This window comes from Brachybacterium sp. 107, assembly GCF_052379725.1.
GTDB lineage: Bacteria > Actinomycetota > Actinomycetes > Actinomycetales > Dermabacteraceae > Brachybacterium.
Map to the genome: position 1 here is coordinate 48,917 of NZ_JBQSYW010000018.1, position 14,968 is coordinate 63,884.

The following is a 14,968-nucleotide window of genomic DNA, read 5'->3' on the forward strand; positions in this document are numbered from 1 at the left end:
AGCGGCGATCACACGGCAGGAGCGTCCGGCGCCTCCGGGATCAGGTCCAGGAGGGCAGCCACATCCGGTAGCGCCACTGCTCGAGGTCGATGACCTCGCCGGTCCAGATGGGCCAGAAGAAGGCGGAGACCAGGACGATGAGCACGAGCAGGGATCCGGCGAAGAGTCCTCCGGCCAGGCGTCTCTCCTTGTCCGCGTCCGCAGGGCCGATGAGCAGCCCCAGCACGTACGCGAGGCACAGGATCAGCCAGGGCTCGAACACGACCGCGTAGAACGTGAAGATGGTGCGGTCCATGTACAGCAGCCAGGGAAGGTAGCCGGCGGCGATGCCGGCCAGCGCCGCCCAGGCCCGCCCGTCGAAGCGCACGATCGCGATCACCAGGGTGATCAGCACGGCGAGGGTGCCCAGCCACCAGATCACCGGATTGCCGACGGAGAGGATGTGCGAGGCGCACTTGGCGACCTCGCAGCCGTTCTCCCCGTACTCGTAGGAGCGGTAGTAGAAGTTCGTGGGCCGCAGCATCAGGGGCCAGCCCAGGGGGTTCGCCTGATACGGATGCTCGGTGTCCAGGCCGATATGGAACTCGTACGCCTGGCGGTGGTAGAGCCACAGGGACCACAGCGAGTCCACGATCCCGTTACCGGTGGCTGAGCCCTCCTCCGCGGCGAGGTGCCGGTTGTACCCCACGGAGGAGGCGAACCAGCCCGCCCAGGACGCGACGTACACGACCAGCGCGGTCCCGACGGTCGCGAAGAAGGCCGGGATCGCGTCCTTCACGAATCCGCCCAGCAGCCAGTTCTTCTGGGCGGCCGTGCGCCGTGCCCACCAGTCCCACAGCACGGTCATGATCCCGAAGACCGCCAGCGCATAGAGCCCGGACCACTTCACCGCGCAGGCCATGCCCAGCAGCACCCCGGCGAGCAGACGCCACGGTCGCAGCCCGCCGGAGATCCCGAGGGTCGGAGGCAGCTCGGCATCGAGCTGGAGCTGCGCGGCCCGGACCGCCAGGTGCTCGCGGAAACGGTCACGATCGATGAGCAGGGCCCCGAACGCGGCGAGCACGAAGACCATGAGGAACGGATCCAGCAGGCTCGTGCGCGAGTGCACGATGTGGAGGCCGTCGATCGCCAGCAGCAGGCCGGCGATGAGGCCGACGGTCGTGGAGCGGAACAGGCGTCTGCCGATGAGCGTGAGCATCAGGACGGCGACGGAGCCGAACACGGCCGTCGAGAGACGCCAGCCCCAGGGCGAGTCGGGGCCCAGCACCATCATCCCGGCGCCGATCAACCACTTCCCGAGCGGGGGATGGACCACATAGGAGCCGGTGTCCTCGTAGGTGTGGACGTCCCCGGATTCGAAGACCGGGTCGTGATCCTCCGGCCAGGACATCTCCACACCCTCCTGGGTGAGGGCGTAGCCGTCCTTGACGTAGTAGGTCTCGTCGAAGATCAGCTCGCCGACGGTGCCCAGGCCCCACAGCCGCAGCACGAGTGCCAATCCGAACAGGGCCATCGCCCCTGCCCAGGCGAGGCGGGAGACCGGGAGGTCGAAGGTCTTCAGCCGGCGCCGCAAGGACGCGAGCACGGCCTCGGGCTCGTCCTCGGCATCTGCGCGATGGGTCGCGACCTCCTCCGTGTGCACTCGCACATGCTAGGACATCACCTGCGGAGATCCTGGAGGGCTGTCCGCGTCGGGCGTGCGGCTCGCTAGCATGGCGGGATGCTCGAACCCGGAGTCCTCACCCTCGCCGCCACGCCGATCGGCAATCCGTTGGACGCCTCGGTGCGTCTGATGCGGTCGCTCGAGCAGGCCGATCTCATCGCCGCCGAGGACACCCGACGCCTCGCGCGGCTCGTGAGCGCCCTCGAGGTGGAGACCACCGGACGGATCCTCTCGTACCACGAGCACAACGAAGCAGAACGCACCGGGGTGCTGCTCGAGGCGCTCGCCACGGGGGAGCGGGTCCTGATCGTCACCGACGCCGGGATGCCGGTCGTCTCGGATCCGGGCTTCCGGGCGGTGCGCGCCGCGACCGAGGCCGGGTTCACCGTCACGGTGATCCCCGGCCCATCGGCCGTGCTCACGGCGCTGGCCGCCTCAGGGATCGCGCCGGACCGCTTCACCTTCGAGGGCTTCCCACCGAGGCGGGACGGCCGACGGGCGGCGGCCTTCGGCCCGCTCGTCGCCGAGCAGCGCACGATGGTGTTCTTCGAGTCCCCGCGGCGCACGGCCGCGACCCTCGCCTCGATGGCCGAGTCCTTCGGCGAGCAGCGGACCGCTGCCGTCGCGCGCGAGCTGACCAAGACCTACGAGGAGATCGTGCGGGGGACCCTCGGCGAGCTCACGCAGTGGGCGGAGTCGACGGAGGTGCTCGGCGAGATCGTGATCGTCGTGGCCGGGGCGGAGCCGGTCGCCCTGAGCGCCGAGGATCTCGTCGATGAGGTCCTCGCCCGGGCCGCCGACGGGGAGCGTCTCAAGGACGCCGCGAAGGCGCTGGCGAAGGGGCAGGACGGGGTGACCTCGAGCGAGCTCTACGATCTGGCGCTGAGCAGGAAGGGCTGAGCAGAAAGGGTTGAGCCGGACGGGCGACGACACGACGAAGCCCCCGGCACAGGGCCGGGGGCTTCGTTCGATGATCAGGTGCAGGTCGAGTGGACCTGCGCGGGATCAGTCCTCGATCTGGAGGAGACCGCGCTGGTAGGCCTTGGCCAGACGACGCGGGACAGCTGCGGTACGGCCACGCACCGTCACCTGCACGAGGTCAGGGTTGTTGGCCTTCCACTGCGAACGACGCGAGTGCGTACGAGCGCGGGACATCTTGAACTTGGGCACTGCCATGAGGACGCTCCTAGGACGGTCCGGAGATGAACTGGCGTTGGCATCCGTCCCGAGCAGCGACCCGAACCCGGTCCAGCTGAGTCGGGGCGCTCGGGTGCACGTTAGGACGCGCAACGACGACCCATCTTGTCACATCGAGGTCGGCTTCGCCTGCTCAGGGCTCGTGACGTATCCCACCGCACACCGCGCCGGCGGCTCGGTAGCCGCTCGTGGACCTGCAGACCCCGACCACAGGACGTGACGTCGACGTCGCAGCGGTCACCCGATGGCAGGACCGGACGGCTGACGCTCCTACCATGGTCGCATGCCGTCACCGTACGAGACAGAGCCCGGAACGGGCGCTCGGTCCCTCGCCGCCCAGTCCGACCAGTCCTCTGAGTCCGCTGCGCCGGCCGGGCCTGCGCAGTCCTCCTCATCGACCACACCCTCGGCGGTGCGCAGCCGCGAGGACATCGACCCCCGAGGCCGATCCCGCGACCGCTCCTGGCCGCCGGCGCCGGAACCGCTGCCGTTCCCGGTGATCGACAACCATTGCCATCTGGACTTCGCCGACGGCGACAGGGAGCTCGCCGTCGCGGATCACGTCGAACGAGCTGCTGAGGTCGGCGTCGACGCCCAGATCACGATCGGCTCGGACCTCGAGGCCGTGCGGTGGACCGCAGCGCTCCTCGCGTCCGAGGCGTGCCCCCCTTCCCTGCGGGGCGGTGTCGCGATCCATCCCAACGAGGCTGCGCTGCACGCCCGGGGAACCGACCACGACGGCAATCCGCTCATCGGGCTCGACGAGGCGATCGGCGAGGTCTCCACCCTTCTTCGCGGTCCCGGCATGGTCGTCGTGGGGGAGACGGGACTGGACTGGTTCCGCACCTCGAGGAAGGACGACGTCGCGCGGGCCGCGCAGATCGAGTCCTTCCGTGCCCACATCGCCCTGGCCAAGGAGCTCGACCTGCCGATGCAGATCCACGACCGGGACGCCCATCAGGACGTCCTGGAGGTGCTCGACCGGGATGGAGCCCCGGAGCGGACCGTCTTCCACTGCTTCTCGGGGGACGCGGAGTTCGCTCGCGCCTGCGTGGATCGCGGGTACTTCCTCTCCTTCGCCGGGAACGTGACCTTCAAGAACGCCGACGACCTCCGGAGCGCAGTGGCCGAGGTCGGGTTCGGGCAGGTGATGGTCGAGACCGATGCGCCGTTCCTGACCCCGGTCCCATACCGCGGCCGACCGAACTCCTCGTACCTGATCCCGCTGACGATGGCCACGATGGCGGAGGTCGCCGGCTCCGATCTCGAGCAGGCGTGCCGAGCCGTCCGCGCCACGACCCAGCAGGTCTACGGCTGGCCGGACGGGGTGGCGGCATGAGCGCCCACCCGCCCCAGCCTGCAGACGCCACGCAACCCGAAAGCGCTGCGCCGCCCGAGAGCGCCGTGCAGTCCGAGGGGGCCGTGCAGCCCGAAAGCGCTGCGCCGCCCGAAAGCTCCGCGCGGGCCGTCGGCGGCTCGCAGGGCCCGTCGGCCCCAGGACTCCTGCTGAGCGCCCGCGATATCCGCGAACTCGCAGAGGCGGCCGGCATCCGGCCCTCGAAGCAGCGGGGCCAGAACTTCGTCATGGACCCCAACACGGTCCGCACGATCGTCGGCCGGGCCGGTATCGCTCCGGGCCGGGCCGTGCTCGAGGTCGGCCCGGGTCTGGGATCTCTGACCCTCGGTCTGCTCGAGGCCGGAGCCGACGTCGCCGCGATCGAGCTCGACCGCGGTCTGGCGGAGCTGCTGCCGCTGACCCTGCATGCCCTCGGGGTCGACGAGGAGCGGTACCGCCTGGTGCACGCCGACGCCCTGCAGGTCACCGAGCTCCCGAACCTGCCGCGCGTCGGGCAGCCGACCGCCCTGGTCGCGAACCTCCCGTACAATGTGGCCACGCCGATCCTGTTGACGATCCTCGAGCGGTTCCCGGAGATCCGCACCTCGCTGGTGATGGTGCAGTCGGAAGTCGTCGACAGGCTGACGGCGGGCCCGGGGAGCCGGACCTACGGCGGCCCGAGCGTGAAGGCCGCCTGGTACGGCCGCGCTGAGCATGCCGGCCGCATCTCCCGTCAGGTCTTCTGGCCCGTGCCCAACGTCGACTCCGCCCTCGTGGAGCTGACCCGGTACGACGAGCCTCTCGGTACCTCGGAGGAGCGCGCCGAGGTGTTCGCGGTCATCGATGCCGCCTTCGCCCAGCGTCGCAAGACCCTGCGCGCCGCGCTCGCGCCCTGGGCCGGCAGTCCGACGAGATCCGAGGAGATCCTGCGAGCGGCGGGAATCGATCCCGGTGCGCGCGGCGAGACCCTGGAGATCGAGCAGTTCCGGTCGATCACCCGGGCGAGCGGGGGGATCGTGTGATGGCGAACGCCTTGAACCGGGTGGTGGTGCGCGCACCCGGCAAGATCAACCTGTCGCTCGCCGTCGGCGCAGTCGACGATCGCGGATACCACAGCCTCGCGACGGTCTTCCAGGCCGTCGACGTCTACGAGACCGTCACGGTGACCCGGCAGGAGGAGCTCACCCTCTCGGTCGACTCCGACGTCCCGGGCGAGGTCCCGCTGGACGGCTCGAACCTCGCCCTGCGCGCCGCCGAGCTTCTGCGCTCGGAGCTCGGGGTCACGGCTGGCGCCGCGCTGCATGTCCACAAGCAGGTCCCGGTCGCCGGCGGTATGGGCGGGGGCTCGGCGGACGCCGCTGCCGTGCTCGTCGCCCTCGATCGGCTCTGGGGGCTGGATCTCGCGACCGAGCAGCTGCGGGAGCTCGGTTCCCGGCTCGGGGCCGATGTGCCCTTCGCGATGCTCGGGCACACCGCCCTGGGGCGCGGGACCGGCGCGGACCTGACCACGGCGCTCACCCACGGTGAATGGACCTGGCTGCTGGCGTTCCCGGGCGGGCACCTGTCCACCCCGGCCGTCTATCGTCGCCACGATGAGATCGCGCGGTCGGTGGGGCGGGTCCTCCCGGAGCATCCGGAGATCGAGGAGCTGCAGTTCCAGGCCCTGAGCTCGGGTGATGCGCCATTGCTGGGACGCACGCTCCACAATGATCTGCAGTCAGCTGCCTTCGCCCTCCACGACGGGCTGGAGCCCGTCGTGGAGCATGCGCAGCGGGCCGGCGCCTTCGGAGCGATGGTCTCGGGCTCCGGGCCGACGGTCGCGATCCTCGTCGAGGACACGGAGCATGCTCGCGAGATCGGTGCGGAGCTGCGTGCGGCACGGCTCGTGGACTCCTATCTGGTGGCGCGAGGATCTGCTGCCGGCGCGAGCGTTCTCGACGCCAGCTGACGCTTCTGTGAGCGAGCTCGGGGTTGTCCGGGGTTGAATGGCGCGACCGCCACGTCGGCGGGCGCTGGATGGTGCGTCCACGACGATGGCGGGCGTTGGGTGGTGCGTCCACCACGACGTCCCATGATGTGAGGTCCCAGTATTGCGATCTGTGGGGATTTCCTTCCTCCCGATCGGTCGCTTATCCACATTTTTATGATGCACCTTGCGTGGCGGATTGATTTGCGCTAGAGAATGCGCTGAATTCCTCGGGTTGCAGGTGGTCGTGATGTCACGAAGAGTGTCGCGGCTGGGCTGGGCTGGGTTGCGACTGTGCGGTGAGAGCGCGCTGCGGTAGCACTATGCCTGTGGACACTGCCTATGGGGGCGTTGGCGGCACGTCGTCGGTTGCTGGTGGGGCTGTGGCGTGCGACGGGCGACGTGACGCACTGGTAGAAGTTTCCTCCACACGGACGAGTTATCCACATTTTCAGATGGCGGCATTCTGACCCTTTGGTAACTAAAATAATTGTGCAATCCTTGATGCATGGATCGGGAATTCGAAGACGCGGAAAATGCGCAGTATGGGGTCAAGGGCGAGTCCGAGTACTCTGCGTCTGCGTCTGCGTCTGCGTCTGCGTCTGCGTCTGCGTCTGCGTCCGCGGCGCCGAATTCGGACCCGGAATCAGCTGCGGATCCAATTCTGGCTCCCGAGGGTGAGCTCCGCCTCGGAGAGGTGGATCTGCCCGCTGTGCTGTCGGCATTGGTCCATGCAGGGGGCGATGGATCGCAGTCGATCGAGCGCCTCTCGGCGCAAGCTACGCTCTCGCTGCTCGCCGCACTGCGCGAGGTGTCCACGGCGATCGCCGCCGTGCAGGCGCGTGCGCTCGTCCGTCTCGAAGGTGCGGTCAAGGACGAGTGCCTGGCCCAGGAGATGGCGCCGCGCATGGCGGTGAAGACAGCCCGGGCCGAAGCTGCGTTCGCCCTCCATGCCGCACCCGCCGTGGCAGGCCAGACCATGTCGAGTTCCCGTCGGCTGGTGCAGTCGATGCCCGGGATGCTCCGCGCCCTGGCGCACGGTCGGCTCTCACCAGAGGCTGCCCATCGCGTCGGTCGCGTCGTCGGCCCAGCTGCTCCCGAGCTGCGCTCCCAGGTCGACCAGGTGCTCACCGAGCACCTTCCGTATCTCGAGGGCTGCGGGGTGCAGCAATGGGGCGACGAAGCGGAGAAGGTGATGCACGCGCTCGACCCCGAAGGTGCCGCAGCCCGGCACACACATGCCGTGCAGAGCCGCAACGTCTCTGTGCGCCGAGCGGAGAACGGGATGAGCGTGGTGACCGCGAGGCTCACCGCGCTCGATGGCGCCCGGATCCGCAAGAGCCTCGCCCTCGAGGCGGAAAGGGCGCGGGCCCACGGTGACCGTCGAGGCCATCAGCAGATCATGGCGGACATGTTCGCCGATACGCTCCTCGGCCGCAGCGAGGGGATGGAGCCTGCGACCATGGAGATCGGCGTGATCATCACCGACCGGTCGCTGTTCGTCCCGGGCCACGCAGACCCCGCCGTCGTCGAAGGTCTGGGGACGGTCCCGTACGAACACATCCGCGACGAGATGCGCCGCGCCATGGCATCGGCCGGGGACGATCCGGAACTGCGTCTCGCGCTGCGCAATCTCTACACGGACCCGGAGGATGGCCAGCTCGTCGCCGCCGAGGCCAGATCGCGGGCATTCCCTCCTGCACTCGCACGATTCCTGCGCTGGAGCCACATCACCTGCCGCGCGCCCTACTGCGATGCACCGATCCGCCAGAACGACCACATCACGCCCTACGCGGCCGGCGGGGCCACGTCCGTGGACAACGGCAACGGGCTGTGCGGCATCGACACCCAGAAGGAGGAGGAAGGGGTGCGCGCGGAGGTCATCCACGATGACACCGGCCATCGCCGCACCGTGGAGTGGACCACCCGATACGGACAGAAGGCACGACGCAGCGGCATCAACTTCGACCCCGTCGGAACTGCCCGGCGTCGAAGGCATCGACGGCTGTCGGCGACGGAGCGGGCCGCCTCGGTGCTCGGAGACCCGGAACAGGTCGCCCCCAGGGAGTCCGCGGCGATGCCGCCCGCAGCAGATCCACCAGAAAAGCAGAAGGTATGGGTCACGTACACCCTCGGTGAGCTGGAGCCGACCCGCGAAGGCGGGCCGACGCCGCCCGACTCCCATGCGATCATCCACCGGGCGATCTGCCGTCTCATCCCCACTGGAATCCTGACGAGGAGTCGACCGGATCACCCCGGGAAGCGGCTGCTCTGCTCCCACAGCGACTACGTCTTCGACGCGACGCTCCCGAGCACGAGGCGCGAGGCGCGGGATGAGGCCAGAGAAGAGGGGGAGTGATCTCCGCCTCCTGCAACTACGGCCGGCTCCCGGCCGGACCGGTCAGTCGATCTGCTCGGACAGCTCCAGCCACCGCTCCTCCAGGCCCTCCACCTCGGACTCGATGGAGCGCACCTCCTCGGTGATCGACTGCAGTCCCTGGTAGTCGGACTGGTCATGGGCGGCGAGCTTCTCGTGCAGCTTCTTGGTCTGCCCCATCAGCTTCTCCATGCGGCGCTCGGTGGCACTCAGCTCCTTGCGAGCAGCATGCGCCACCGCGCCACCTGGTGCCGCTGCAGCTCCCGCCGTGGAACGAGCAGCGTCACCGGTGCCGGTGCTGGTCCCCGAGCCGGTGGTATCGCTTCCTGCACCGGCAGCGCCGGTCGTGGCCCTGCGGCCTCCAGTCGTCTGCGCAGTTCCCTTCGCATCTGCTGCCGCACGCAGCTCGAGATACTGCTGGACGCCGCCCGGGACATGACGCACGGTCCCGTTCAGCACCGCGTACTGCGTGTCCGTGACGCGCTCGAGCAGATACCGGTCATGGGACACGACGATCAGCGGGCCGGGCCACGTGTCCAGGAGATCCTCCATCGCCGCGAGCATGTCGGTGTCCATGTCGTTGGTCGGCTCATCGAGAACCAGCACATTGGGTTCCTCCAGCAGGGTCAGCAGGAGGTCCAGGCGGCGCTGCTGACCGCCGGACAGAGCGCCGACCAGCACCTTCTGATGAGCGGTGGTGAACCCGAGCCGCTCCAGGAGCTGCCCCGGGCTGACCTCGTCCTTCCCCGCCCGGAACGAGCTGCGATAGCGGCCCACGACATCGCTGACCCGCGACTGCAGATGGTCCTTGAGCCCCTCGACCCGCTGCGTCACCTGACGCACGGTGACCGTCTTACCGCGCTTGACGCGCCCAGCCTGCGGCTCGAGGTCCCCGGTGATCAGGGCGAGGAGCGTGGACTTCCCGGCACCGTTCGGGCCGAGGATCCCGATGCGGTCGGCCGGGCCGATGTGCAGCGTGACGTCATGCAGCACGCGCACGTCGCCGTACCCGGCATCCACATCGAGCACGTCCAGCACATCTCGACCCAGGCGCGAGGTGGCCAGCTGCGTGAGCTCCACGGCGTCGCGCACAGGGGGCTCGTCCGCGATGAGCTCGGTGGCGGCATCGATGCGGAACTTCGGCTTCGAGGTGCGCGCGGGCGCTCCGCGGCGCAGCCAGGCGAGCTCCTTGCGCATGAGGTTCTGGCGCTTGTTCTCGATCGCAGCTGCCTGGCGGTCGCGTTCGACGCGCTGGAGGATGTAGGCGGCGTACCCGCCCTCGAAGGGATCGACCACCCCGTCGTGGACCTCCCACATCCGGGTGCAGACGGCGTCGAGGAACCAGCGGTCGTGAGTGATGACCACCAGGCCGCCGTCCCTGTGGTTCCAGCGCCGGCGCAGATGCTCGGCGAGCCAGGAGATGCCCTCGACATCGAGATGGTTGGTGGGCTCGTCCAGCAGCAGCACATCCCAGTCGCCGACCAGCAGCTCTGCGAGGTGCACGCGCCGCAGCTGCCCGCCGGAGAGATCCGCGAGCTCCGCCTCGAGGTCGATCTCGTCGAGCAGACCGGCGAGGACGTCGCGGATCCGGGAGTCCGAGGCCCATTCGTACTCGGGGCGGTCGCCGACCACACGGTGGCGCACGGTGGTGTTCGCGGTCGCCTCGTCCTGCTGGCTGAGCACGCCCACCCGGACGCCTCCGCGCACTGTCACCCGGCCCGAGTCCGGCTCCTGGAAGCGGGCGAGGAGGCGCAGGAGGGTGGACTTGCCGTCGCCGTTGCGGCCCACGACGCCGATGCGGTCGCCCTCATCGATGCCGAGCGTGATGTCGTCGAGCAGGACACGGTCCGGCAGCGAGACATGAAGGGATTGGGTGCCGAGCATATGGGCCATACGGAGTCATCCTTCGAGAAGCTGGGTGCTGGGGGACGGACGAGTCACCGGCGTCGTCCAGGACATCTGCATGCCGTGCGGACGCCGGTTCTGCGGATCATCGATCCAGCGGATCGTCCACCTCGAACGTGAGCAGGAGCGAGCGCAGCGCATCCGCCAGGGCGGAGCTGCCCTCAGCGGTGAGCGGGCGCAGCAGGTCCCGTTCCGCCGCGAGCAGACTCTCCATGGCAGCGTCCACCCGGGACACCCCGTCAGGTTGCAGACGCACCTCGACGGCGCGGCCATCGCGCGGGCTCCGGCTCTTGGTGATCAGACCCCGCGTGACGAGCTTGTCGATGCGGGTGGTCATGGTGCCGCTGGTGACGAGGGTCTGCCGCATGAGAGCGCCGGGGGAGAGGGCGTCGTCCCCGCTGCGCCGCAGAGCAGAGAGCATGTCGAACTCCCAGCCTTCGAGGCCCGCCGCGGTGAACGAGTCGCGGCGCGCGGTCTCGAGGTAGCGCGACAGCCGGGAGATGCGGGAGAAGACGGCGAGCGGCTCGATATCGAGGTCCTCGCGTGCACGCTCCCAGCCCTCGATGATCCGATCGACCTCGTCGAGGCGCGGCGCGGCGGCGTCATCAGCAGTCATGGGCATGCTCCGAGTCTAGGGCGGGGGACCTGCGACCGGCAGGTCCGGCCGGTTCCGGGTGGTGCGTTCCACGGCGGATCCCGGTGTGGCCGTGATGCGCTGTGGGCCGCGTGCGTCGGCGGGACCAGCGGCGGCCGACGGGCCCGCGCACCGACTGAAGGGCCCGCGCACCGACTGAAGGGCCCGTGCACCGGCTGAAGGGCTCGTGCACCGGCTGACGCGCCCGCACACCCGCCGACGGGCTGGCGCGTCGGACGACGGGCTCACGCGCCGCCGAGCCGCGGGTCAGTCCCGCGAGCCCTCGTGCAGCGTCGGCGACTTCTGCAGGTCCACGAGCCCGTACCAGGACAGGTTCACCATCCGCGAGGCCACGATCTCCTTGCTGGGGGTGCGGGTCTCCAGCCACCACTGACCGGTGTAGGCGACCATCCCGACCAGCATCTGCGCGTACATCGTGGCGTCGCGCTCGGGATAGGAGTGCAGTTTCAGCTGGGCGGCGAGGATCTCCTCGACCCGCTGGGCGACGTCGGTGAGGAGGGAGGAGAAGGTGCCGCCTGCCTGGCTCACCGGGGAGTCCCGGACCAGGATCCGGAATCCGTCCTCGTTCTCGTCGATGTAGGACAGGAACGCCAACGCCGCGCGCTCCATGAGCAGGCGGGGATGGAGCCGCTGCTCGCGCAGAGATCTCTCGAGGTCCGCCAGAAGGGTGCTGACCTCGCGATCCACGACCACCGCGTAGAGGCCTTCCTTGCCCCCGAAATGTTCGTACACGATCGGCTTGGAGACGGAGGCTCGGGCCGCGATCTCCTCGACGCTCGACATGTCGAAGCCCTTCTCGGCGAAGACCGAACGCCCCACCGTCACGAGCTGTTCGCGCCGTTCTCGTCCCGTCATCCGGGTGGACCGGCCGCGAGGGGCTCCGTTCTCCGCCATGTCGGAAGTCTCCCACAGGCACCGACGTCGGACTCGGCGGCGGTCGCGTCCGGACAGGGCCGGGGCTCGGTGTGCTCGGCCGGGAGGTGAGCGACACTCCGGGCTGGTGCCCGCAGTCGGACACCGGTTCGGGCGCGATCACCGGCGTGGGCAGGAGCACTTCGGGACGCCGCTGATCGCGGCCCGGAACCCCTGGTCCTGACGATAGGATCGGTCCGCGCCCACGGGCACGCCTTCGCGTCCGCGCGGCCCTCGACGGCCTGAACGGATCTCTCGGGGGCAGCCTCCGGCGCGCTCCGCCATGGTGTAATCGGCAACACCTCAGATTTTGGTTCTGAAGTTTCAGGTTCGAGTCCTGATGGCGGAACGCCCACTGCCTCCGCGGCGGTGCCGCTGCACATCACCCGTCGATTCCGAGGAGCTGCCGACGTGGAATCCCCTGCCCCCGCCGCTGTCATCGTCCTGGCAGCAGGTGCCGGGACGCGCATGAAGTCCCGCACACCGAAGGTCCTCCATGAGATCGGGGGTCGATCGCTTCTCGTGCATGCGGTCACCGCCGCAGAGGGCACCGGTCCCTCCGAGCTCGTGGTGGTCCTGCGCCACGAGCGCGATCGTGTCGCCGCACATCTCGCTGAGCACGCCGCTGAGGTCTCCGTCGCCGACCAGGACGACGTGCCGGGCACCGGTCGCGCCGTGCAGTGCGGCCTCGACCAGGTCTCCGCGACCGAGGGCACGGTCCTGGTGACCTACGGGGACGTGCCGCTGCTGGAGCCGGCCACCCTGCGCGAGCTGGTCACCGCGCACGAGGACGCCGGCGCCGCCGTCACCGTCCTCACCGCACGAGTTCCGGACCCGACCGGGTACGGCCGCATCCTGCGCAGCGAGGACGGGTCCGAGGTGCTGGGCATCGTCGAGCACAAGGACGCCACCGACGAGCAGCTCGCGGTCGATGAGATCAACTCGGGCATCTACGCCTTCGACCTCTCGGTGCTGCGGGATGCTCTCGGGCGGATCGGCACCGACAACGCGCAGGGCGAGATGTACCTCACCGACGTCCTCTCCGTCGCCCGGGCCGACGGCCGCTCGGTCCGCGCGGTCGTCACCGCCGACGTGATGATGGTCGAAGGGGTCAACGATCGTGTCCAGCTGGCCCAGCTCGGCGCGGAGATGAACCGCCGCACACTCGAGCGCCACATGCGCTCGGGCGTCACGATCATCGATCCCGCCACGACGTGGATCGACTCCGACGTCTCGATCGCCCAGGACGCCGTGATCCTCCCCGGCGTGCAGCTCCACGGGGCCACCGACATCGGCGCGGACGCCACGATCGGCCCGGACACCACGCTGCGCGACACCGAGGTCGGTGAGGGCGCGGACGTGGTCCGCTCCCATGCCGTTCTCGCGGTGATCGGCGCGCACGCCACCGTCGGCCCGTTCTCCTACCTGCGGGCCGGGACGGACCTCGGGGAGAAGGGCAAGATCGGCGGGTTCGTCGAGACCAAGAACGCGAAGATCGGCCTCAGCGCGAAGGTGCCGCACCTCAGCTATGTCGGCGACGCGGAGATCGGGGAGGGCACCAACATCGGGGCCGGCACGATCTTCGCCAACTACGACGGCGTGGACAAGCACCGCACGACGGTCGGCACGCACGTGCGGGTCGGTTCGGACAACGTGCTCGTGGCGCCCATCACCATCGGCGACGGGGCCGCCACCGGAGCCGGGACCACCGTGCGCAAGGACGTGCCCCCGGGCGCGCTGGCCGTGAACGCGGTCTCGCAGCGGAACATGGAAGGATGGACCCTGCGACGCCGTGCGGGGACCGCGGCCGAGGCGGCGGCACGTGCCGCCCTCGACGCCGAGGACAGGTCCGTTGCCGATGCGCCTGCCACAGAAGTTGCCGATGAGCACAAGGAGCACGAGCAGCGATGAGCGGAATCGTCACCACGGGGGAGAAGCGACTGGTCCTCGCCTCCGGCAGGGCCCACCCGGTCCTCGCGCAGGAGGTCGCCGATGAGCTCGGCGTCGAGATCCTGCCGATGGACGCCTGGGACTTCGCCAACGGCGAGATCTATGTGCGCTACGGGGAGTCGGTGCGCGGCACGGATGTCTTCGTCCTGCAGTCCCACCCCGCTCCCATCAACACGTGGGTGATGGAGCACCTGATCATGATCGACGCCCTCAAGCGCGCGTCGGCCAAGCGGATCACGGCGATCGCCCCGAGCTTCCCCTACGCCCGGCAGGACAAGAAGCATCGCGGTCGCGAGCCGATCTCGGCGCGCCTGATGGCGGATCTCTACGAGACCGCCGGGGTGGACCGCATGATCTCCGTGGATCTCCACGCACCACAGGTCCAGGGCTACTTCAACCGTCCGCTGGACCACCTCATGGCCCTGCCGATCCTCGCGACCTACATCCAGGAGAAGTACGGCAACGAGGACATCGCCGTGGTCTCGCCCGACGCGGGCCGGATCCGCGTCGCGGAGCAGTGGGCGAAGAGACTGGGCGGCGTGAACCTCGCGTTCGTGCACAAGTCGCGTGACATCAACCGGCCCAACCAGGCGGTGGCCAAGCGCGTGATCGGTGACGTCACCGGCAAGACCTGCGTCCTGGTCGACGACATGATCGACACGGCCGGCACCATCGTGCAGGCGTCCGACGCGCTCATCGCCAGCGGCGCGAAGTCCGTCGTCATCGCCACCACCCACGCGATCCTGTCCGACCCGGCCACCGAGCGGCTGAAGAACAGCTCGGTGCGGGAGATCGTGTGCACCAACACGCTGCCCGTACCCCCGGAGAAGCAGTTCGACCGGCTCACCCAGCTCTCGATCGCACCGCTGCTGGCGCGCGCGATCCGTGCGGTGTTCGACGATGGTTCGGTCACGAGCCTGTTCGACGGCGAGGTCTGAGCAGCACTCCTGCCCTCGGCCGGTGACGAAGGGCCCGCATCCCGCCGGATGCGGACCCTTCGCGGTGCC

The 14,968-nt window shown here is 69.4% G+C and carries 12 protein-coding genes and 1 tRNA gene; 8 read left to right on the forward strand and 5 right to left on the reverse strand.

Annotated elements, in window-relative coordinates:
- Positions 1-40: 40 nt before the first annotated feature.
- Positions 41-1,642 (reverse strand): dolichyl-phosphate-mannose--protein mannosyltransferase, encoded by a 1,602-nt coding sequence (locus tag ACT3UL_RS15925; RefSeq protein WP_444579348.1) that lies wholly within the window; start codon positions 1,640-1,642, stop codon positions 41-43.
- 78 nt (positions 1,643-1,720) lie between these two features.
- Here ACT3UL_RS15925 and rsmI point away from each other — a divergent pair, with 78 nt between their 5' ends.
- Positions 1,721-2,563, forward strand: a complete 843-nt coding sequence (gene rsmI, locus ACT3UL_RS15930; protein ID WP_444579349.1) for a 16S rRNA (cytidine(1402)-2'-O)-methyltransferase — start codon at positions 1,721-1,723, stop codon at positions 2,561-2,563.
- 105 nt (positions 2,564-2,668) lie between these two features.
- Here the strand turns inward: rsmI and rpmF are convergent, their stop codons facing one another.
- Positions 2,669-2,839, reverse strand: coding sequence for a 50S ribosomal protein L32 (rpmF, locus tag ACT3UL_RS15935; RefSeq protein ID WP_193118138.1), 171 nt, complete (start codon positions 2,837-2,839; stop codon positions 2,669-2,671).
- Positions 2,840-3,143: 304 nt separating this feature from the next.
- Here rpmF and ACT3UL_RS15940 point away from each other — a divergent pair, with 304 nt between their 5' ends.
- The 4 genes from ACT3UL_RS15940 to ACT3UL_RS15955 all read left to right on the forward strand — a co-directional run bounded on the left by ACT3UL_RS15940 (position 3,144) and on the right by ACT3UL_RS15955 (position 8,521).
- The gene (locus ACT3UL_RS15940; RefSeq protein WP_444579351.1) at positions 3,144-4,199 is read left to right on the forward strand and encodes a TatD family hydrolase; all 1,056 of its coding nucleotides are present in this window, start codon (positions 3,144-3,146) and stop codon (positions 4,197-4,199) included.
- Positions 4,196-5,218, forward strand: a complete 1,023-nt coding sequence (gene rsmA, locus ACT3UL_RS15945) for a 16S rRNA (adenine(1518)-N(6)/adenine(1519)-N(6))-dimethyltransferase RsmA (RefSeq protein WP_444579353.1) — start codon at positions 4,196-4,198, stop codon at positions 5,216-5,218. Before ACT3UL_RS15940 ends, rsmA begins: the two co-directional genes overlap by 4 nt.
- Entirely contained in the window at positions 5,218-6,144 is a 927-nt protein-coding gene (locus tag ACT3UL_RS15950) for a 4-(cytidine 5'-diphospho)-2-C-methyl-D-erythritol kinase (protein ID WP_444579355.1), read from the forward strand. Before rsmA ends, ACT3UL_RS15950 begins: the two co-directional genes overlap by 1 nt.
- Before the next feature lie 715 nt (positions 6,145-6,859).
- Positions 6,860-8,521, forward strand: a complete 1,662-nt coding sequence (locus ACT3UL_RS15955) for a DUF222 domain-containing protein (RefSeq protein ID WP_444579356.1) — start codon at positions 6,860-6,862, stop codon at positions 8,519-8,521.
- Positions 8,522-8,563: 42 nt separating this feature from the next.
- Here the strand turns inward: ACT3UL_RS15955 and ACT3UL_RS15960 are convergent, their stop codons facing one another.
- From ACT3UL_RS15960 to ACT3UL_RS15970, 3 genes are all read right to left on the reverse strand, one after another.
- Positions 8,564-10,432, reverse strand: a complete 1,869-nt coding sequence (locus ACT3UL_RS15960) for an ABC-F family ATP-binding cassette domain-containing protein (RefSeq protein ID WP_444579358.1) — start codon at positions 10,430-10,432, stop codon at positions 8,564-8,566.
- 97 nt (positions 10,433-10,529) lie between these two features.
- Positions 10,530-11,066: a MarR family winged helix-turn-helix transcriptional regulator gene (locus ACT3UL_RS15965; RefSeq protein ID WP_444579360.1), complete on the reverse strand. Its 537-nt coding sequence runs from the start codon at positions 11,064-11,066 to the stop codon at positions 10,530-10,532.
- 279 nt (positions 11,067-11,345) lie between these two features.
- Positions 11,346-11,993: a TetR/AcrR family transcriptional regulator gene (locus tag ACT3UL_RS15970; protein WP_444579361.1), complete on the reverse strand. Its 648-nt coding sequence runs from the start codon at positions 11,991-11,993 to the stop codon at positions 11,346-11,348.
- Positions 11,994-12,288: 295 nt separating this feature from the next.
- Here ACT3UL_RS15970 and ACT3UL_RS15975 point away from each other — a divergent pair.
- From ACT3UL_RS15975 to ACT3UL_RS15985, 3 genes are all read left to right on the forward strand, one after another.
- Positions 12,289-12,360 (forward strand) — tRNA-Gln (locus ACT3UL_RS15975).
- Between the two features lie 62 nt (positions 12,361-12,422).
- Positions 12,423-13,922 carry a bifunctional UDP-N-acetylglucosamine diphosphorylase/glucosamine-1-phosphate N-acetyltransferase GlmU gene (glmU, locus tag ACT3UL_RS15980; RefSeq protein ID WP_444579362.1) on the forward strand — a complete coding sequence of 500 codons (1,500 nt, stop codon included), beginning with the start codon at positions 12,423-12,425 and terminating at the stop codon, positions 13,920-13,922.
- Positions 13,919-14,899 carry a ribose-phosphate diphosphokinase gene (locus ACT3UL_RS15985; RefSeq protein WP_193118129.1) on the forward strand — a complete coding sequence of 327 codons (981 nt, stop codon included), beginning with the start codon at positions 13,919-13,921 and terminating at the stop codon, positions 14,897-14,899. Before glmU ends, ACT3UL_RS15985 begins: the two co-directional genes overlap by 4 nt.
- The last annotated feature ends 69 nt before the right edge of the window (positions 14,900-14,968 follow it).